General features: G+C 47.7%; 16 protein-coding genes. 10 read left to right on the forward strand and 6 right to left on the reverse strand.

The features are described from left to right. Positions 1 to 17: 17 nt before the first annotated feature. The gene (locus tag F0P94_RS04860) at positions 18 to 1493 is read right to left on the reverse strand and encodes a hypothetical protein (RefSeq protein ID WP_150902688.1); all 1476 of its coding nucleotides are present in this window, start codon (positions 1491 to 1493) and stop codon (positions 18 to 20) included. Positions 1494 to 1547: 54 nt separating this feature from the next. On the opposite strand from F0P94_RS04860, the gene dtd reads away from it, so the two are divergent. Then, on the forward strand, positions 1548 to 2000 hold the full coding sequence (gene dtd, locus F0P94_RS04865; protein WP_150902689.1) for a D-aminoacyl-tRNA deacylase: 453 nt from the start codon (positions 1548 to 1550) through the stop codon (positions 1998 to 2000). Positions 2001 to 2232: 232 nt separating this feature from the next. Beyond that, positions 2233 to 2559: a nucleotide pyrophosphohydrolase gene (locus F0P94_RS04870; protein WP_150902690.1), complete on the forward strand. Its 327-nt coding sequence runs from the start codon at positions 2233 to 2235 to the stop codon at positions 2557 to 2559. A gap of 146 nt (positions 2560 to 2705) precedes the next feature. Here the strand turns inward: F0P94_RS04870 and F0P94_RS19590 are convergent, their stop codons facing one another. The 4 genes from F0P94_RS19590 to gcvT form a co-directional block, all read right to left on the reverse strand. Further along, positions 2706 to 4097 (reverse strand): T9SS type B sorting domain-containing protein, encoded by a 1392-nt coding sequence (locus tag F0P94_RS19590; RefSeq protein ID WP_191906920.1) that lies wholly within the window; start codon positions 4095 to 4097, stop codon positions 2706 to 2708. A gap of 1283 nt (positions 4098 to 5380) precedes the next feature. Next, positions 5381 to 8650 carry a T9SS type B sorting domain-containing protein gene (locus F0P94_RS04880; protein ID WP_150902692.1) on the reverse strand — a complete coding sequence of 1090 codons (3270 nt, stop codon included), beginning with the start codon at positions 8648 to 8650 and terminating at the stop codon, positions 5381 to 5383. Positions 8651 to 9171: 521 nt separating this feature from the next. Beyond that, positions 9172 to 9894 carry a 2-phosphosulfolactate phosphatase gene (locus tag F0P94_RS04885; protein ID WP_150902693.1) on the reverse strand — a complete coding sequence of 241 codons (723 nt, stop codon included), beginning with the start codon at positions 9892 to 9894 and terminating at the stop codon, positions 9172 to 9174. Positions 9895 to 9960: 66 nt separating this feature from the next. After that, positions 9961 to 11052, reverse strand: coding sequence for a glycine cleavage system aminomethyltransferase GcvT (gene gcvT / locus F0P94_RS04890; RefSeq protein ID WP_150902694.1), 1092 nt, complete (start codon positions 11050 to 11052; stop codon positions 9961 to 9963). Between the two features lie 490 nt (positions 11053 to 11542). Between gcvT and F0P94_RS04895 the strand changes: the two genes are divergently transcribed. From F0P94_RS04895 to F0P94_RS04915, 5 genes are all read left to right on the forward strand, one after another. After that, entirely contained in the window at positions 11543 to 12136 is a 594-nt protein-coding gene (locus F0P94_RS04895) for a TetR/AcrR family transcriptional regulator (protein ID WP_191906921.1), read from the forward strand. A 111-nt stretch (positions 12137 to 12247) separates the two neighbouring features. Next, on the forward strand, positions 12248 to 13759 hold the full coding sequence (locus F0P94_RS04900; protein WP_150902696.1) for a sensor histidine kinase: 1512 nt from the start codon (positions 12248 to 12250) through the stop codon (positions 13757 to 13759). A 25-nt stretch (positions 13760 to 13784) separates the two neighbouring features. Continuing rightward, positions 13785 to 14222: a response regulator gene (locus F0P94_RS04905; protein WP_150902697.1), complete on the forward strand. Its 438-nt coding sequence runs from the start codon at positions 13785 to 13787 to the stop codon at positions 14220 to 14222. A 128-nt stretch (positions 14223 to 14350) separates the two neighbouring features. Next, positions 14351 to 15541 carry a cation:proton antiporter gene (locus F0P94_RS04910; RefSeq protein WP_150902698.1) on the forward strand — a complete coding sequence of 397 codons (1191 nt, stop codon included), beginning with the start codon at positions 14351 to 14353 and terminating at the stop codon, positions 15539 to 15541. Positions 15542 to 16030: 489 nt separating this feature from the next. Then, positions 16031 to 16702, forward strand: coding sequence for an ankyrin repeat domain-containing protein (locus F0P94_RS04915; RefSeq protein WP_150902699.1), 672 nt, complete (start codon positions 16031 to 16033; stop codon positions 16700 to 16702). 302 nt (positions 16703 to 17004) lie between these two features. On the opposite strand, the gene F0P94_RS04920 is transcribed toward F0P94_RS04915, so the two are convergent. After that, positions 17005 to 17604 carry a ribonuclease HII gene (locus F0P94_RS04920; RefSeq protein ID WP_150902700.1) on the reverse strand — a complete coding sequence of 200 codons (600 nt, stop codon included), beginning with the start codon at positions 17602 to 17604 and terminating at the stop codon, positions 17005 to 17007. Positions 17605 to 17681: 77 nt separating this feature from the next. Here F0P94_RS04920 and F0P94_RS04925 point away from each other — a divergent pair, with 77 nt between their 5' ends. The 3 genes from F0P94_RS04925 to gatC all read left to right on the forward strand — a co-directional run bounded on the left by F0P94_RS04925 (position 17682) and on the right by gatC (position 19769). Beyond that, a complete protein-coding gene (locus F0P94_RS04925) occupies positions 17682 to 18233 on the forward strand; it encodes an NUDIX domain-containing protein (RefSeq protein WP_150902701.1) in 552 nt (183 codons plus the stop codon). A 503-nt stretch (positions 18234 to 18736) separates the two neighbouring features. Then, positions 18737 to 19540 (forward strand): lysophospholipid acyltransferase family protein, encoded by an 804-nt coding sequence (locus F0P94_RS04930; protein ID WP_225307120.1) that lies wholly within the window; start codon positions 18737 to 18739, stop codon positions 19538 to 19540. Continuing rightward, entirely contained in the window at positions 19482 to 19769 is a 288-nt protein-coding gene (gene gatC / locus F0P94_RS04935; RefSeq protein WP_150902702.1) for an Asp-tRNA(Asn)/Glu-tRNA(Gln) amidotransferase subunit GatC, read from the forward strand. Before F0P94_RS04930 ends, gatC begins: the two co-directional genes overlap by 59 nt. Positions 19770 to 19854: the final 85 nt, after the last annotated feature.

The raw sequence follows: 19854 nt of genomic DNA on the forward strand, positions 1-19854 counted from the left end.
TAACCGGCTTTTTACATTTATGGGATTTTAACTAATCTGAGTTGAAAGGTATCGCTTAAAGCTTCCTTTCTTAGGGCTAAGGTTTCTTCAAAGCCCAGGCCGGTAAATTCGGAGTGCTCCAGGTAAATAAGTTTGCTTTGCCACCAGGGTTCTTTAAAACCAATAACTGCTGGCTGCTTTTCCAGGTAATCGAATTCTTTTATGTTGGTTACTTTCCGGTAATCGTCTGCCAGCACATACCGGAAACCCTTTTCTTTTAAAGTATTCAGGTCCTGGTCTTTTAAAACAACTTCATAAGCATAACCCGCAGGTAAATAAGGCTTTAATCCTAAGCTAACGGTTCCGGCTATTTTATTTACCTGATTTACCTGCAGGTAGCGGGCTACATCGTCATAACTGGTTTTGGAATAGGAATACACTTCCTGCTCAAGCCTGTAAAGATTATAAACCACACTGCCCAAAATCAGAGGAATGAAGATCCGGTTTGAGGAGATATAATGCCTGAGAGTTAAGAAAGCAAACAAATAAAGCAGCGGGTAAACGAAAAGCAGGCCCCGGGGCGCTTTCAGGAGTAAAGACATTCCCAGAAGAATTGCGCAACAGACCCACCCCAGAAAACCGTACAGATTGAAGCTTTTCTTAAAAGCATCATTTAAGGCCAGGACAGCACCAAGCAGGCCGGCCCATACCAGGGGCGATTCGAAATAAAAAAGGTATTTAAAATAGTAAAAAAAGTCGGCCTGGAATTTTCCGGAACGTTGCGCCGGATTCTTCGCCGTAAAATTTACCATACCGGAATAAGTTGCCGGAAACTGGTAAAAAGGCAAGCCCACCGCAACCGAAAACAAGGCGAAGAACAGGTAAGGACTTATCAGGATCAGAAACCCGGCTGCTGCAGTTCTTAAGTTTAGTACACCGTCGCGGAAGATGACCTCCAAGACCAATGCCACCGGCAACAAAGAAAGAAATTTATAATTTAAAGCAAGGCCTAAAGCCACCAGCAGCAAGGTCTGGTATAACTTTTTTCGGCTGTGCTCCAGAAACCGGTAATAATACGTTTTTAAAACCAGTATAAAGATCAGCAGGCTGGGCGATTCGATGGTAAAGAACCTTCCTGAATACGTCAGAAACACACAACTGCCAATCAGGAGCAACATTAATGCAGCTTCCCAGGGTTTTAAACCCAGTACCTCTCTGGTGAACTTCACCAGCACCAGTAAGGCCGCTATTCCAAATAATGCGTTTATATAAATGTACTGGTGAAAGTCAGTGATAAGGGGAACGAAAAGACTGTAGAACAAAAAAAACGCCGGGCTCCGGTGGTGGAAAACGTTCTGAAATTTCCCCTGCGCCACTTCCTGAACTATTTCCCAGTTTCGCACCGAATCATAATCCGGAAAAGCAGCCTGCCCTACCAGATAATACCGCAAGGCCAGCAGCAATACCGTAACCGGAAGGTAATAGCTTAAAAAAACTTTTACGTTATAATTCATGGAAGCCGTAAATTGCCGGCCGAAGGTAAAAAGATAAAACTAATCCTGAAACAGATGCGGGTAATCATACAACGGGTAAGCGAAGCGGCTGTACGCATAAACGGCCAGGTGAAAGGACAGATCGGTACGGGCTTATTACTGCTGGCCGGTTTTACGGGTTCCGACACGGAAGAAGACCTTGCCTGGATCTCGAAAAAGATCGTGCAGATGCGGATCTTTAACGATGCCGACGGTAAAATGAACCTGAGCCTGCAGGACGTTGCCGGAAACATCCTTCTCATCAGTCAGTTTACGCTCTACGCCAATACCAAAAAGGGCAACCGCCCCTCCTATATCAACGCCGCGCCCCCGGCCATTGCCATTCCGCTGTACGAAAAATTCATCGCTCAACTGGAAACCGAATTCGGAAAAAGCATTCAGACCGGAGAATTCGGCGCCGACATGAAAGTTTCCCTCCTCAACGACGGACCGGTTACCATTATCCTCGATTCACAGCAACGGGACTAGTTGAATTGTTAAATTGTTGATTGCTGATTGTTAATTGCTGATTGTTAAAGTTTCAATCTTCGGCATTAATTGAACCGCTTTTAAAACATATGCGAACGCAATAGCAGATACAGAAAACCCTAATTCCAAACAATTCCCAAGCACAAACAGCAACGACTTTTTAGCACTTGAAAGCTACCCTTTTATATCAATCATCAATCAACAATTAACAATCAGCAATCAACAATTTAAAATGACGATAGAAGAAGCGCAGCAAACGGTAGATAACTGGATCAAGACTACGGGTGTCCGGTATTTCAACGAGCTCACCAACCTGGCCATGCTCACGGAAGAAGTAGGCGAAGTGGCCCGCATCATTGCCCGGCAGTACGGGGAACAATCGTTTAAGCCTTCAGATAAAGATAAAAACCTGGCAGATGAACTGGCTGATGTGCTTTTTGTAGTAATTTGCCTGGCAAACCAGACTGGGGTAAATTTGACCGAAGCGCTGGAGAAAAACCTTCAGAAGAAAACCACCCGCGACCAGGACAGGCATAAGAACAACGAGAAGCTGCACTAGAAAACGATAGGATTTCAGCCGGAAAAGTACCAGTCGAATATTAAGCTTACTCTGACCTCATAGAGAAAAGAAATGCTCAACCTGCTAAAATAAAGCCTGTCTATAAAGCAGGAGCGCCCAAAGCAATTGCAGCAGATTAACTACATTTACTTCAGCACTTCCACCCATCCTTTCCAGGACTTACCGCCGGCTTTGAAGTAATAGTAGTAGATGCCGCTACTCAATTCTGTTGCTTTCCAATCGTTCCGGTAGTTTCGCTTCCGGAAAACCTCCGTACCCCAGCGGTTGTAAATGATCAGTTCATTTTCGGCGTACCATTTCAGGTTCCTGACTACAAAAGCATCGTTTTGGTTGTCGTTATTAGGGGTGAAAATGTTGTAAAAGACCGGTTCCGGCGCCCCGGAAATTTCCACGGATAACCTGGCCTGATTTCCGGAACATCCCTGTTGGTTGGTTTCCGTCAGGAGTATAATTCCTTCCCCGGCAGCATCCCAGTTTACAGCGATACTTCCCGTACCATGTCCGGCAACGATCTGACCGCCGGTTACCTGCCAATCAAAGACCGAGCCTGGTTCCGGATTCAAGACCCGATAAACCTGATCTTCGGCAAAAGTAAAAACCTGTTTTGGCCCATAAATACTTGCCGTTCCCGCCGGAGAAGGATTGGTACGTACTAACAACGTATCGGAAACTCCAAAACAATGGGAGGTACTGGTCCGGCTTTCTTCCTGTACCCACAACTTGCCGGTACCCAATTTAGTCCAGTTTACCCTAGCAGCTGCCGTACCCTGTCCGGCTGTAATGCTTCCGCCCTGTATTCCCCAGGTATAGACCGAACCAGTGGCAGGCGCAACGCTGTAGCGAATGCCCGAAGCAGAGGCCTGGCACAAAGTATCCGGGCCTAAAGGTGTTTGCGTGGCCAGTACCACATTCACTCGCACGGGAAAGAAAACTGTATCGCCGGGGCAGCCCAGGTAGTTTTCAGGCACCACCCATACCCCCGCAGCAGCATTGGCATTGCCCCAGTTCACGGAAATGCTGTCCCCGGCATTGGTTAAGATTGTGCCGCCATTTAAGCCCCAGACCAGCCTCTGCCGCTGCGCATTGGCTGCCCTGTACCACACGCCCTGCACGTTCGGGCAAACAGAAGCCGGGCCGCTTAAAGTCACCCCTCCCGGTTTGGGCAGCACCGTAACTTTTACAAAAGCTGTGTCCTGATCAAAGACACTGGAACCAATAACCATGTAAGTGATGGTGACCGTAGGTTTAACAAATGGATTAGCCATAGTATCGGAAGGCGCGGACAAGCCATTGGCGATCTGCCACCTGAAGCGTTCTGCCCCCGCACCATAAGCCGATAACTGCACCGAATCTCCCAGGCAGATCGTATCCTTAAAAGCTTGCGCCTGCAAAATGGCCGCATTCCGGAAAAGAGTTTGGTTTAGGGCTGGAAGGGTTACAATAAATTCCTTCGATAAATAATTTATTGCCTTTAGATTAAATCCGCAACTAGCTCCATATTGATTTGGGTAATTCACTAAACCTAAATATTTGCTTGAATCATTACTTAAAAAATAAATTTTACCATTAATAGCTAATTGCAAATCATAAACTTGCGAAGCAAGCCCAAAACTGTGAATTGAATTAACAGATTGTTGTATTTGCTGGGAATTGCCGGATGCCAGATCATATTGATAAATACCAGCTGGAAACCTTGGTTTGTTCCAAGTGCCTACGTAAAGTTTGGAATTATCTGACGAAAAAGCATAAGAAAATGACCTTTGAGTTGAATCCGGAATTGTTAGGGAATAACGAAATGAGATGCTTCCTGAAGTTCGGTTAAATTGATAAACTTCTGAACCCGAAACGCTTGGGAAAACAAGCATTTCACTATTCGGAGAGCTTTTGATTCTCCCATCACTTAATAATGGTCCATTTATGACAGAATACACCGGAGCAGCAACACCATTCGAAGTAATTTGATAAGAGCTAAGACTATCTCCCGCAGCATTTAGGGAAAGGACCCAGGTATCCTGATTATTTATGTGCAACATAGCTGCCATCCCGGGGGCTACATTCTTCTTTATTAATTGAACAGAATTATTAATAACATCTCCAAATCCATTATTTAACCGCATATCAACCAGAGCCCTGTATAAGTCGTGTTTCCTTGAAAATAAGGCGTTCGTAATTATAAAAATATAATATTGATCCAAATTTCCCGGATTTTGCACAGTCAACTCTGAAAAAGTCGGCGTACTGGGGAGGCCGAACAACTTACCATTAGGCATTTCCTGATATTTACCATTAACCACGTTTCGGGTAGCCACATGCCCTGAACTACTAAAAAATAGCAATTGTCCGTTCTTGTCACTTACCGTTGCAGCGCCGAGGCCTCTGTTGCCAATAAAATCAAAGGGCGCTGCTACAGGAACCGAACCATTAAAATTCAAAAAGCACCCCGGAACAGAAGGTGAGCTTGGTCCAACACCTCCGAAAAGCCAGTTTGCCCCCTCTTTTTGCTGCCCGGAAGCATTCTGAAAAAGAAACAGGAAACTTACTAAAATGAAGTAGCGGATGGTCATACAACGAAGTTGTTATCTTTAAATTACAGGAACAATCCACAACAAGAACCAACAGCCAAATTACGAAACAAGTACGGCTTTGTTATTCACTTTTCTAAAAGTATTTTTTACCTCCTCAAACGCTATTCTTTCACCACAAAAAACAAAAAAACAAAAAAGCGTGGCCTGCCATCAGCAAACTGCGCTTCCTGATTCTATAAGCCATTTGTTTCAGAAGATCCCATTTGCTTCAGGGCCTACCTGACCACTTCCACCCACCCCTTCCAAGACCTGCCGCCAGCTTTGAAGTAATAGTAATAGATGCCACTTGTCTGCCCTTCTGCCTTCCAGTTGTTCTGGTAGCTCCGGCTGGCATACACCTGTTTGCCCCAGCGGTTGAATATCGCCAGCTCGTGTTCGGGGTACAGGTTCAGCTTCCCGATCACAAAGGCATCGTTGCGCCCGTCGCCATTCGGGGTAATGATGTTGCAGAATTCCGGCAGGTTCTCAAACGACACGCAAACGCTGTTCGACCAGCTCTCCCGGCCATCTGCGGCAACCGCCCGGACCTTAAAGCATTGCCGGAAACCGGCTGCAGCCACCAGCCCTTCAAAGCTCCGCTGCTGCGGCCCAAGCATCCTAACCAGCTCGTTGGCTTTGCCGTCGGCCTGCCGCCATGCCTCATAGCCCTTCACCCCTTCACCCCAGCCTTCGTAGCCATTCCAGCGAAGGCTTACATGCTCCCCGGATTTTTCGCCCCGCAGGAACAGGCTCCGGTGCGGCAGCGAAAAGAGGCTGTCCCCGCAAAGGTTCTCTCCTGCCAGGCGAACCAGCGCGCCACCTTCCTGCCCAAGGCCGGGCACAGTGCCCGTTGCGGCATTTACTGCAACGCTGCCGGAAGCTTTAAAGCCGCCCCGAACCTGCTGCTGCACCTGAAACGATGCCTGCGGGTAATTAGCGGAACTTCCTGCGCTGTAGGATAGGCGGAGCCTGCTTTCGTTTTCTTCTGCTACGCTTACGGCTTTAAGCTCGGGGAAGGTAACATCCTGCCGCAAAGGCAGCCACAGGGTATCGGATGCGCAGCCTAATGCCGAGGTCTGGACAATGCCTATTTTAGTTTCCGGGCCAACAGCCTGCCATTGCACCTGCACGGCATTGCTGTGCTGCCCGCTCAGGATGCTGCCGCCTTTTACAAGCCACTTATAAGCCGCTCCCCCTACTGCCTGCACTGCGTACGCGTGCGGCCGTGCCAGCCCCGAAGGGCAGATCGCCAGGTCGGTAGCAGCCGTGACCGCCGGCACCGGCAGGGCTTCTACCTGAACGGCATACGCGGCTACCGGACCGGAGCAGCCCTGCGGGGTTACTTCCCGGGCTTCTACCCGGCCGCTGCCGCCTGCCTGCCAGTTTACGGTAATGGTACTAGTACCCTGCCCGCTGCTGACCTGCCCGCCCGTTACGCTCCAGTTCACCGACGAGCCGGCCTGCGTACCGGTTAATGAATAAGTATGCCCGGATGAGAAAGCGCATACCTGCTGCGGGCCGCTAATGGAAAGCATGCCCGGCGAAAGCAGTACCTTCACCTGCAGCGTATCCGAAACGCCGAAGCAATGCGAAGTGCTGGTCCGGCTTTCTTCCTGCACCCACAGCTTACCGCTTCCCATTTGGGTCCAGTTCACCCTTACCGCTGCCGTGCCCTGACCGGCTGTAATTACTCCGCCCTGTATGCCCCAGGTATAAAACGAACCGGTGGCAGGAGCTATAGCGTAGCGGATGCCCGAAGCAGAGGCCTGGCACAAGGTATCCGGCCCAACGGGCGTTTGCGTGGCCAGCACCACATTCACCCGCACGGGCAAGTAAACCGTATCGCCGTGGCAGCCCAGGTAGTTTTTAGGTACTACCCATACCCCGGCAGCAGCATTGGCATTGCCCCAGTTCACGGAAATACTATCTCCTGCATTGGTTAGGATCGTGCCGCCTTTTACGCCCCAGGCCAGCCGCTGCCGCTGCGCATTGGCTGCCCGGTACCACACGCCCTGCACCTGCGGGCAAACCGAGGCCGGGCCGTTAACCGAAACTGCCGGGGGCTTAGGCAAAACCACTACCCTGACGTAAGCAGTATCCCGGCGGCAGACGCTTGAACCAACAACCAGGTAGGTAGTAGTGGCTGTGGGTTTGACAAAAGGATTGGACAAGGTATCGGAAGGGGAAGCCAGGCCATTGGCAGCCTGCCAGCGGAAGCGTTCGGCTCCTGCTCCGTAGGCCGAAAGCTGTACTGAATCTCCCAGGCAGATGGTATCCGTGACTGCCTGCGCCTGCAGGATGCCCGCATTCCGGAAAATAGTCTGGTTTAAGGAGGGAAGGTTAGCGCCGCTGTACCTGCCCTGAAGGTCTACTTCATTATGACGGAAGCGGCAGGCTGTGCCGGGCTGGTCCGGGCAGTTGATCCGGCTTAAATATTTACTTCCTCCAACGCCGCCAGTATATAACCCATTTATAATGTATAACTTCCCATCTATAGCCAGCTGTATATCGCTTACATAGCTGGTGGTATCAAAAGTAGCAATGTGAGTGCGGGAATTTTGTACGGCAGCGGCATTGCCGGCAGCCAGGTTGAATTGGTAAAGATACCCTTTATAGCGGTTTAGATTGGAGTACAGAACGAAGGAATCTATTCCGGTGCCAACATACAGTTTGCTACAGTCAGGCGAAAAGGCAGTAGAATAAGCATAATCAGCCGGCCTCAGGGCAGGAATAGTGAGGGTTTGCCGGAACGAAGGCACGCCCGTAGAGCGATTGAAATCGAATACATCCATGCCGGCAGCGCCGTTGGTGGCAAACATTTCGCTGTTCGGCGCGCTTTTCAGCCGCCCCTTCCCCCTGAGTGGCCGCCCGGTTGGGGTAATTACCGGGGCCGACAGGCCGGAGGGAGTAAGCAAATAAGCATAGAAATTGGTTCCGGCTTTGTCTTGTGTCAGTATCCAGGTGTCTCGATTGTTGCTGTGCAGCAGCGCGGCCATTTTAACGGCTACGCTTCTCCTGACTAATTTTACCGAATTAGGCACCGCATCCCCGAAGCCATTGTTGCGGCGCATGTCTATTTGCGCCTGGTAAAAGTTTGCCGAGTCTGTATTCCAATGACCATCCAGAAAAAAAACATAATAAATGTGCGGATCTGCCGGGCTCTGCACGATCATATCCAGCATATACATATATATCATTACTCCCGGAAAAGTATTGTTCTGATAGCAGGGCATATGGTGATATCTTTTTACCGGTGGCGTACCGTACATAGCGTAGCTCCGGGTATAGGGAATACGCTCCTGCGTAAAAAAAAGCAAATCACCTTTGTCGTCGCTAATCGTGGAAGCGCCATATATCGAGTTGTTAAAGGACTGGTCCAGTTTTGGTTGCTGGCCAGCAAAATTTAAAACATTGCCAACACCAAAAAACCAGTTTGCGCCCTGTTTCTGCTGGGCAACAGCTACAATAGAAAGCAAGCAGAAAAAGAAGGTATAGATTGCCCGCATGCAGTTTATTTTAATACTTGTTAAAAATAAGAAATAACCGGCAGTAAATAACAAGGCAAATTCAACTATCTACATTAATTATTTACTGAGGTTACGCAAGATGCTTTTTTCTTCTTTTTAGACCATTTCTATTCCTCAATAGCTATTTTTAAGAAAGCCCTGCAGGATCGATTTGCTTTAATTCCTTGCCTTTTGCCTTAGCTAAGGGTTAAAAAGGACAGCAAATAAGGGTTTAACCAAATGATTCACGTACTGAAAGTAGGCTAAAGCCCTAGGTTTGTTTTGCTGAAATCCGTCAGCTAAAGTAGACGGCAATGAATTCTTGATCAGAAGAAAGAATCAGCCCGCACGAAAGAACTCCTTCCTCACTTGCGTAAACTCCGTAATTTATAAAGGCACCTTCCATAAAACGCTATTCTTTCATCACAAAAACTCCAAAACAAAAAAACGCGGCCTGCCATCAGCAAACCGCGCTTTTCTTTTGACAAAAAACAGTATCAATTCAGCATAAAAAACTCAACTTAATCTACCAGCACCGGCATGGCCTTGGTCAGGTAAGCGCCCTGCCAAACCGGCACTACATCGTACACATCATCCTGCAGGCAGAAATCCACGTCTTTCACAATGTCGAGGCGAGCCAAACGTTTCACGTGGGAAGAGTTTTCAAGGAAGGCACGGCGGTCGGCTTTGGCGGCTTCCCAGATCACATTTGCACCTAAAGTAGCATCGTTTTCCGGTTCATATTCGCTGCCCAGCTTTTCAATTAAGGCGCCGGCAAACAAGGTATCTTCCAGGTTGAATTTTCCTTTCCAGGCCGCACACACAATAATCACGCTTTTCTGCTGCATCTGCACAAAACGCGCTACCGCCGAAATATTCAGGAAAGAACCGATCACCACCGTATCGGCGGAAATGGAAAGGCGAATGGCCTGAGTACCGTTGGTAGTAGTAATAGCAATGGCTTTGCCCTGAATGCTTTCGTCCATATAACTGAACGGAGAATTGCCCAGATCGAAACCTTCTGCTTTCTGGCCGTCGCGTTCGGCGGCCGTTAAAAATCCTTTTTTCCGGTAGGCCATGCATTCCTGCAATTTGCTTACCGGCACCATTTTCTCTACCCCGTGGGCAAAGGCTGTAACCATGGAAGAAGTTGCCCGCAGTATATCTACCACTACAACTACCCGACCCTGCAGGTTATATAAATGCAACAACTCGGGGCTGTAACAAACATCAACCGTCAACATAATATCACGCTTAAAAAATTGAAAAAATTATTAAAAAAAAGGCCTCGCAAAGCAAGGCCCTAAAAACTAGTTTGCTTTGTAAAACGGCGGTTTAACCACGCTGGCTTTCACGGCTTTGTTGCGGATCTTGATGTAGATCTCAGAACCCGGAGCAGCATATTCGGTTTTCACGTAACCCAGACCAATACCTTTGCCCAGCATTGGAGATTGCGTTCCGGAAGTAACTTCGCCAATGGTCTCGCCTTCGGCATTGGCAATTTCGTAATGCGCGCGCGGAATGCCCTGCTCCGCCATTTCGAAACCAATAAGTTTGCGGCTCACGCCCTGCTCTTTCTGAGCTTTCAGGCCGGCAGCATTCGTAAAGTCTTTGGTAAACTTGGTTACCCAGCCCAAACCGGCTTCCAGCGGCGAAGTAGTATCGGTAATATCGTTGCCGTATAAGCAGAAGCCCATTTCCAGACGCAGCGTATCGCGGGCGCCCAGACCGATCGGTTTAATACCAAACGGTTTACCTGCCTCCATTATTTTATCCCATACTTCGCGGGCATTCTTATTAGGCACATAAATTTCGAAACCGCCGGCGCCGGTATAGCCCGTAGCGGAAACAATTACGTCCGGCACGCCGGCAAATTCGCCTTTATCAAACGTATAATAAGTCATGTTGTGCAGGTCGAGGCTGGTCAGGCTTTGCAGCGCATCGGCCGTTTTCGGGCCCTGAACCGCAAACAAAGAAAGCTCATCCGAGATATTTTCCAGGGTAGCGCCTTTGGTATTGAATTTAGAGATCCAGTTCCAGTCCTTTTCGATGTTCGAAGCGTTTACTACCAGCATGTATTTGTTTTCGGCCATGCAGTAAACCAGCAGGTCGTCTACAATGCCGCCTTCTTCGTTCGGCAGGCAGGAGTACTGAATTTTGCCCGGCACCAGTTTGCTGGCGTCGTTGGAAGTAACCCGCTGGATCAGGTCAAGCGCTTCCGGCCCTTTCACCAGGAATTCGCCCATGTGCGATACGTCGAAAATACCAACCGCTTCGCGCACCGTGCGGTGCTCTTCCAGGTCGGAGCTGTAGCGTACCGGCATGTTGTAACCGGCAAACGGTACCATTTTAGCGCCTAAGGCTTCGTGTACATCGTTCAGGGCAATTTTCTTTAATTCCATAGTAAGGGATTTAAGCGTTTTTTCGTGCCGCAAAATTACAGATTTTCCGTTGGTTTTCTACCCTCCTTCCGCCCGAATTCACAGGAAATCAGAATTCTGTATTTTATCTAATTATCCTGCAAATTTAAAAGTATATTCAGGGTGATTACCGGCAGCGCGGCCGGACCAAACAAGTGCTACTTTTATTTTTCAAAAACCAGCCTAACAAAAACCAAAAACAACTTTTTACTTTAAACTTTCCTTTTACAGTACAATTTATTTCCTGAAACTTTTAAACCCCGGTGCAAATTATACCGTAAAACCACCCGTAGAAAACGCTTTCGAATATTACTTTAGTTATATATAATTCGAAATATATTTTTAAATGGAGATACTTTTTCCGGCAAACAAAAATTAACCAGGCAGGCTCTAAACCAGCCAGGCAGGGTAACAGGAAAGCTTAAAAGGCAGGTTGCGTATGAACTTCAGGCAAACAGTTTTACAGGAGGGCATGAATATTTTCCAGCAGTACGGCATCCGTAACCTGAGCATGGAAGCCATACTGACGCACCTGGATATCTCGAAGGGAACCCTGGCCGGAATTGCCCGCACCAAAGCCGAATTACTGGACCTGTGCATAGAAGAAACGCTGGAAAGGCGCAAAGAAGAACTTGCCGCCATTATAGAAGAAGCCGACAATGCCGTAGAAGCCGTAATGGAATTAACCAAAGTACACTTAAAATCGCTGGCCGGCCATCATCCTGATTTTTTCCCCGACCTGAAAAACGAATACCAACCCAGTTGGGCAAAAGTGCAGCTGTTCTCCGACAAATACATGCTGGCTTATTTAACCGAACTTTTTAACCTGGGCAAAGAGCAGGAATTATTTAAAGCCGACATCGACGGTAAAATGCTGAGCCAGCTCTTTCTGATCCAAACCAATTCGGTAGTGGAAGCGGGTTTGCTGCAAAACCCTGATGAGAATTTCGATGCTGTTTTTAAAATGGCTTTTGAACTCTACCTGAGCGGCCTGCTTACCCCTAAAGGGCTGCAATTGCTTCAGGAATTAACTACCACTGAGAATGTTGCCTTAAAATTTGTCTAAGTCCACTCAAAATTCAATTATTGCTGTATTATTTCCGGAAACATTTTACGCCCGGACCGGATACCGGTTTTTAGCTTGTAAAGTATACCGGTTTCGATTAGTTTTACCCCCATGAAGTTATCAACCAAGCTGTTTGCCGGGTTTACCATCGTCTCTTTTATCTTTATGGCGGTAACTTTTATCAACTACAACCTCTCCCAGGATGTACTTGAAAGCAGCGCGTGGGTGGGTCAGTCCCAGATCATTACGCGGAATTCCAGCAGCCTGCAACGCAACATTACCGATATGGAGAATGGCTTGCGCGGCTACCTGCTTACCGGCCAGGAAGAATTTCTGGAGCCCTACACGGCCTCCAAAGACCAGATTCCGCCTTTAATGCGGTCTATGGAAAAAATGGTGGCCAATTCTCCCGAGCAGGTAGATTATCTTCAGAAAATAAACCTGTTGCATAACCGCTGGCTGAATGAATTTGCCGAACAGCTGATCGCGGAAAAAAGAAATGACATGGCTCTAAACCCGAATTCGGGCTTATCGGGCCTGAAAACGGCCGGGAAACTACGGGCTAAATTTGGCAAGCAACTTACCGATTCGGTACGGGTGCTGTTCAAGGAATTCAATTATTACGAATACCGGGTACGGGATGCCCGCACCGAACGCCTGAACCAGGCCATTAATTATACCCGCAACGTTTCCACGGCTTTAACCATCTTTTCGGTACTGCTGGGCTTTGCCTGGGCGTGGTACATTACCCGGCTTATTTCCGGCCGTATCAGCACCATGGTGAAACTGGCCGATAAGATTTCCAAAGGCGATTACAAAACCCAGATCGCCGATCCCGAACACGATGAGCTCAGCAAGCTTTCGGCCAGCCTGAACGTAATGGCTTCCACTATTGACCGGAACATTACCGAACTGGAACGTAAAAACAAAGAGCTCGACCAATATGCCTACGTTATTTCGCACGACTTAAAAGCCCCGCTCCGCGGCATCGAAAATGCTTCGCGCTGGATCGAGGAAGACATGGGCCGCGACCTGCCGCACGGAATCCAGGAATACCTGATGATGATGCGCGTGCGCGTACACCGGATGGAAAACCTGATCAACGGCATTCTGGATCTGGCGCGCATTGGCCGGACAAAGAAAATGGAAGAGCTGGTGGACGTACGGCAACTGGTAGTTGAAATCATTGATATGCTGAGCGTTCCCTCTAATTTCCGGATCGAAATACCAACCGAAATGCCGCATATTTACACCGTGCGCATTTACCTGGAACAGGTTTTCTCGAACCTGCTGAGCAATGCTATTAAATACAACGACAAGCCGGAAGGCTTAATAAAGGTCAGCTACATTGAATCTACGCAATACTATACCTTTTCCATCAGCGATAACGGACCGGGCATCGACCCTGAGTACCACGACCGGATCTTCGTGATTTTCCAGACCTTACAGGAACGCGATGCCATGGAAAGTACCGGCGTAGGGCTTGCCATTGTGAAAAAAATTCTGGAGCGGCAGGGCGGCACGATAAACGTACAATCGGAACCGGGAAAAGGCGCTACGTTTACTTTTAACTGGCCAAAAATTCCGCTTCAGGAAACAAATTCTTTTATTGGGAGTAATTAATTCAAATTAACCGTTTTTTAACGATATGACGAACAACCAAGTTAATATTTTGCTCGTGGAGGATGACTACTTAGACATCATGAACGTGGAACGCGAGTTGAAAAAACTTAACGTGAATTTACCCCTCCACGTGGCCCGTAACGGCCGGGAGGCTTTAAATATGTTGCGTGGCGAAGCGGGCACCCCTAAGATCACACCGCTGCCAAGCGTGGTGCTGCTCGACATAAACATGCCCAAAATGAACGGGATCGAGTTTCTGGATTCGGTTCGGAAAGACCCGGAGCTGATGCACCTGAACGTTTTCATCATGACCACTTCCAACGAAGAAACCGACCGCCTGGCCGCGCAAAACCTCCGGGCAACCGGCTACATCGTAAAACCGCTTTCTTTCGACAAATTCGGCGGCACCGACTCTACGCTCGACAGCTTCAACCTGATGCTGGATCTGCTGAAGATCAAATAATAAGCTATTAGCGGTATCCGGGCAGGTTGCTGCCCGGATTTTTTTATCCCCTGCCCTCTTCGCAACTGGTCCGGATTGCGCTGCAATGCTGACCGCCTTCATTTCTGTGTTCCACGTAAAACCCTTGCATGAATCCGTATTCCATACTTATTTTCCTGAGCGTTCTGGTAATAATATCGTATGGGTTCGATCTGCTCTCAAAAAAAACCAAGATCCCTTCGGTGCTCATGTTACTGGCCTGTGGCATTGGCCTGCAATATGTGGCGGCTCATTTTGGTTTCAGTTTTGTACTGCCCCGGGTGGTTCTGGAGCTGTTCGGAATAATCGGATTAATTCTGATTGTACTGGAAGGTTCTTTAGACCTGGAACTCAGCCGCGAAAAGATTCCCATTATCCGGAAATCCTTTCTGGCGGGATTGCTGATCCTGGTGCTTTCAGCAGTTTCTATTGCTTTTATCATTCAGTTCACTCACAATGTGCCGTTTCAGCAATGCCTGATAAATGCTACGCCCCTGGCCGTAATCAGCAGTGCCATTGCCATACCCAGCGTAACGAACTTATCGAAGGAAAAGAAAGAGTTCATTGTTTATGAATCTACTTTCTCGGATATCCTGGGCATTATGCTTTTCAATTTTGCCATTCAGGATAATTTCGCCCAGTCCATTTCGATCGTGACTTTTTTATGGGACCTGATCCTGATCGTGGTGGTATCGATTGTAAGCTGTACGGTACTCATTTTCTTCATAAACCAGATCACCCACCACACCAAGTTTTTCCTCATCCTGGCCGTGCTGATCCTGATCTATTCTACTTCGAAGATCTTCCACCTCAGCCCGCTTTTACTCGTAATGGCTTTCGGCATAATTTTAAATAATACTGATCTGATCGTAAAGCGCCGCCTGAAAGGCTTTATCCGGACCGAAAAGTTAAAAGAAGAAGTAAACCAGCTTAAGATCATTACGGCCGAATCGGCATTCCTTATCCGGACGTTTTTCTTTTTGATCTTCGGCTTTTCTTTTGAATTGCATAAGCTCCTGGATACCCAGTTGCTTTTTATCGGCAGCCTTATTGTTACCACGCTTACGCTGATCCGCCTTTTTTACCTTCGTTTTATTTCCCGTACCAGCCTTTTCCCGGAGCTTTTCATTGCCCCCAAAGGCCTGATAACCATTCTGCTTTACTATAGCATCCCGGCTAAATTCCTGATCCCTAATTTTTCGGAAGGTGTGCTCTTTTTTGTGATCATTCTTACCGGCCTGATCATGCTTTTCGGCCTGCAGGTAAGCAAACAACCCATTTCGGAAGAAACTAACTTTTAAGTTAAAACCGGGAAAAGCTACCTGGCTTTCCCCTGCTTTTTTGTGGTAAACGATACGGGTTTAAGGTAACACTCCGGACTCAGGACTCTTAAAGTTCGAAAGCTCTTAAAATTGCTCTTGGGCGTTTATGTCATAGTCGTCAGGCTAAGCTGATTTATTGTGATTTTTACCTGTAGAGACGTAATATATTACGTCTCCATTCGGGGCACAAACGCTGGTGGTTAACGCCAGAGCCGGCTAACAGGCGAGTACCAGAGGTTGCCTGTTTGTCGCAATGCTGTAAAAGACGTAATATATTACGTCTCTACAGGTTGCTCCGGCAATTAGCCTGACAGCTTTGGCGTTTATGCCCAAGAAATTATCGGGTATTACCTGCTTTTCACCCTACCTTTTAACTACCGCCAAAGCACCTTTTCAGGCAAAACCGTATACGTTAATACCTGAAAACTCAGAAGTATGAAGGAAAGGTTGTTAACCATTGTCTATTTTATGAATACCCTACTGTTGCTGCTATCTTTTTTATTTTTCACCACCTGCCACTCAGAAACCGCTATGCAAACCCAGAACAACCATGCATCTTTAATTGGAGCCGTAAAAAACGGAAAGTTAAACGAAGTGGAAGCTGCCCTGAAAAATGGCGCCGACGTGAATACTACCGACAGGAACAAGCGTTCGCTTTTACTCATTGCTACGCACGCCAATGACCTGAAAATGGCACAATTACTGGTGGCCCACGGTGCAAACGTAAACCAGCAGGATGAAATTCAGGATAGCCCTTTCCTTTATGCAGGGGCCTCTGGCTACACGCCTTTCGTGAAATTATTTCTGGAAAACGGCGCCCGTTTCGATGTTTACAACCGGTACGGCGGCACCGCTCTGATCCCGGCCTGCGAACGCGGCCACGTGGAAACCGTAAAACTGTTGGCCAACACCAAAGGCTTTCCCATAGACCACGTAAATAAACTCGGCTGGACGGCTTTGATGGAAACCGTAGTACTCGGCGACGGCAGCAACAAATACCTGGAAATTACCAAAACCCTGATCGCGGCCGGTTGCGACGTTAATATTCCGGACAAAGATGGCGTAACCGCCCTGCAACACGCAAAAAAACGAAACTTCACCGCCATTGCAGAAGTGCTCGAAAAAGCGACAAAAAAATGATCTTAAGCAGCCTGGTCAGCTGTCGGAAAATTGCCTGAGACCTAAAAAGTTAGACCGTTTCAGTCTGACGAATGTCTATCCTAAATCAGCTTTTTCGGATATTTCTATCCGAGAACTTCCTGTAGGGGATCTATTGATCCCCGGATTTTAGCCTAAAAATGGCCCACGCGGGTTAATAAACCCGCAACATGATGTTTCCGGATCAATAGATCCGGAAGAGCAGACTTGAAAAATTTCACGGAAACAGGAGCAACTTACCGGTTACAGGCTCAGAATGCTTTTTTACCTGAAATACTACCGTTTTAAAGGCAGAACTCCAGTTGATCAGGCAATAAACGGAAGGTTTTGCGGTGATATGGGGTAGTACCTAATCGGGAAATGGCTTCGCGGTGCTTTGGGGTAGGATAACCGACATTCGTTTCCCAGCCGTACCCCGGAAATTCAGCGGCCAACTTGTGCATCAGGTCGTCGCGGTAGGTTTTAGCCAGAATGGAAGCAGCCGCTATGGAAAGGTAAATGCCATCGCCTTTTATAATGCAGGCGTGCGGAATATCCTGGTATTTATTGAACCGGTTGCCGTCGATGATCAGAAATTCCGGCTTTAACGAGAACTGGTCCACCGCGCGGTGCATCGCCAGAAACGAAGCGTTCAGGATGTTGATCTGGTCGATCTCTTCGTGCGAAACCACGCCTACGGCCCACTGTACGGCCTCTTTGCAGATCTCCTCCCGAAGGCTTTCCCGATCCTTTTGCGATAATTGTTTCGAATCGTTCAGCACTGGATGGTGATAATCGGGCGGTAAAATAACGGCGGCGGCCACTACCGGACCGGCAAGGCAACCCCGTCCAGCCTCGTCGAGGCCGGCTTCCAGTATTTTTCCGCTATGATTAGACAACAACATGCTTTAAAGACAATCTTCAGGAATAAAAAATTTCAATTCGAAATTACGTTATTTGCATCAAAGCTCAGCACAATTTTATGGCAGAAGAAGTAAAAAACCCATGGACCACCTTATCTACCAAACCGGTTTACAAAAATCCCTGGATCAGCGTGCGCGAAGACCAGGTTATTAACCCCAAAGGCGGCAATGGCATTTATGGTGTGGTTTCGTTCAAAAACAAAGCCATCGGCATCATTCCCCTGGATGAAGAAAATAATACTTACCTGATTGGCCAGTACCGCTATTCGCTGAACGAATATTCCTGGGAAATTCCCATGGGAGGCGGCCCGGTAGAAAAAGATATTCTGGAATCGGCAAGGCGCGAACTGAAAGAAGAAACCGGTTTTACCGCCGCCAAATGGACCAAAGTCTGCCGCCTGCACACTTCCAACTCCGTTACCGACGAAGAAGGCTTCGTTTTCCTGGCCCAGGATCTGACCGCCGGCGAAACCGAATTTGAAGAAACCGAAGATCTGCAAATAAAAAAAATACCATTTTACAAAGCCGTAGAAATGGTAATGCGCGACGAAATAACCGATGCCATCAGCGTAGCCGGTATCCTGAAAGTTGCCCGATTGCTTGGCTTATAGGTTCGTTGTTCGGATTCTAAACTTACCTTACGCAAGATTTCATTGTACCTTATTCATTGCCGTCTGCTTTAGCTGACGGGACCGTCCGCTAAAGCAGACGGCAATGAAAGGGAAACCAAGTTGTAAATTAATGCCAAAGCATGTCGCAAGTTTAGCGTCAGCGTAACTTGTGACTTTTCCTGATAGCCAGTTTGTAACTGGCGGAAGCATTGCGTTTTTTCTATTGCATTCTGCTGCAAAACCTGTCCTTTTCATCGTCAGCCGCTTTTGATTTCCTTGCAGGCAAGGTCAGTTACAAACTGACCAAATGGCTACCCACAAGTTACGCTTCGCTAAACTTGCGCGATGCGCATGAAAGGCTAAGGATCAGAACAAAAAATCTGCCCTGCCTGAAAATCCATCACCAAACTTCCATCCTTTACAAACAAAACCGAACAACGAGCAACGAATAACGAACAACGATTTAAGCAACGATTTCCGAATTATTCGTAAATTTGGGCGGTATGCGTGGATTAAAGAAGTTTGGCAATTTACTTTACAGGATCTGGTGCGTTTTCAGTTTTCTGCTGCCGTTTATTATTTTTTTACCTTTTTTCCGGATCTTCATTCTCCGGAAGAAATGGTATAAGTACGCCGGGCTATTGAACCGGATCTGGAGCTGGCTGCAGCTCCGGATGTATTTCATTCCTGTGAAAGTAGTGCACAAAGCGCCGCTCGATCCGAAACAGGTGTACATTTACGCCCCTAACCACACTTCTTACATCGATATTCCGCTGCTGCTCAGCACCGTACCGGGTTTCCTGAATTTTGTGGGCAAGGTTTCGCTTACGCGGGTGCCGCTCTGGGGCGTAATTTTCAAAGCGCTTTACATTTCCGTAGACCGCGACAGTCAGCTGAGCCGCGCCAAAACTTATATTTACTCAAACAAAAGTATAGACCAGGGCCGTAGCATTGTGATCTTTCCGGAAGGCAAAATTCCGGACGCCAATGTGGGTCAGGACCTGGCGCCTTTTAAAGACGGCCCTTTTAAACTGGCCATCGACCGTAAAATTCCGCTGGTGCCGGTTACCATGCCTTTTAACCACATTTTCCTGCCCGATGTGAAAGGGAAGTTCGTTGTAAACTGGCATCCGCTCAAGATCGTTTTTCATGAGCCCATCGATACCACCAACATGACCATGGACGATCTGGAACCGCTGAAAGCCCACGTATTTAATTTAATAAAATCTGAATTTGTAATAAACGAGAATGGAAACCAATATTCAAACAATCAGAAACCTGGCTCATTTAGCCCGGCTGGAGTTTAACGAAACCCAGGAACAGGAAATGCTCACCGACCTGAACAAGATCCTGAACTGGGTAGACAAACTCCGTGAACTGGATACCGAAAACGTGGAACCGCTCATTCACATGAGCGAAGAAGTGAACGTAATGCGGGAAGACGTTGCCCAGAACACGGTTACCCACGAAGAAGCCTTGCGCAACGCGCCTAAAAAGGATTCCGATTATTTCCGGGTACCAAAAGTGCTTGAGTAATTTTCGTTCTTCGTTATTCGTTGTTCGTTATTCGGAAACCTCAAAAAGCAAAACTAAAAAAAGGAAGCCTCCGATTTAAAATTCT

Origin of the sequence: Adhaeribacter soli (assembly GCF_008727925.1) — a bacterium.
Taxonomy (GTDB): domain Bacteria; phylum Bacteroidota; class Bacteroidia; order Cytophagales; family Hymenobacteraceae; genus Adhaeribacter_A; species Adhaeribacter_A soli.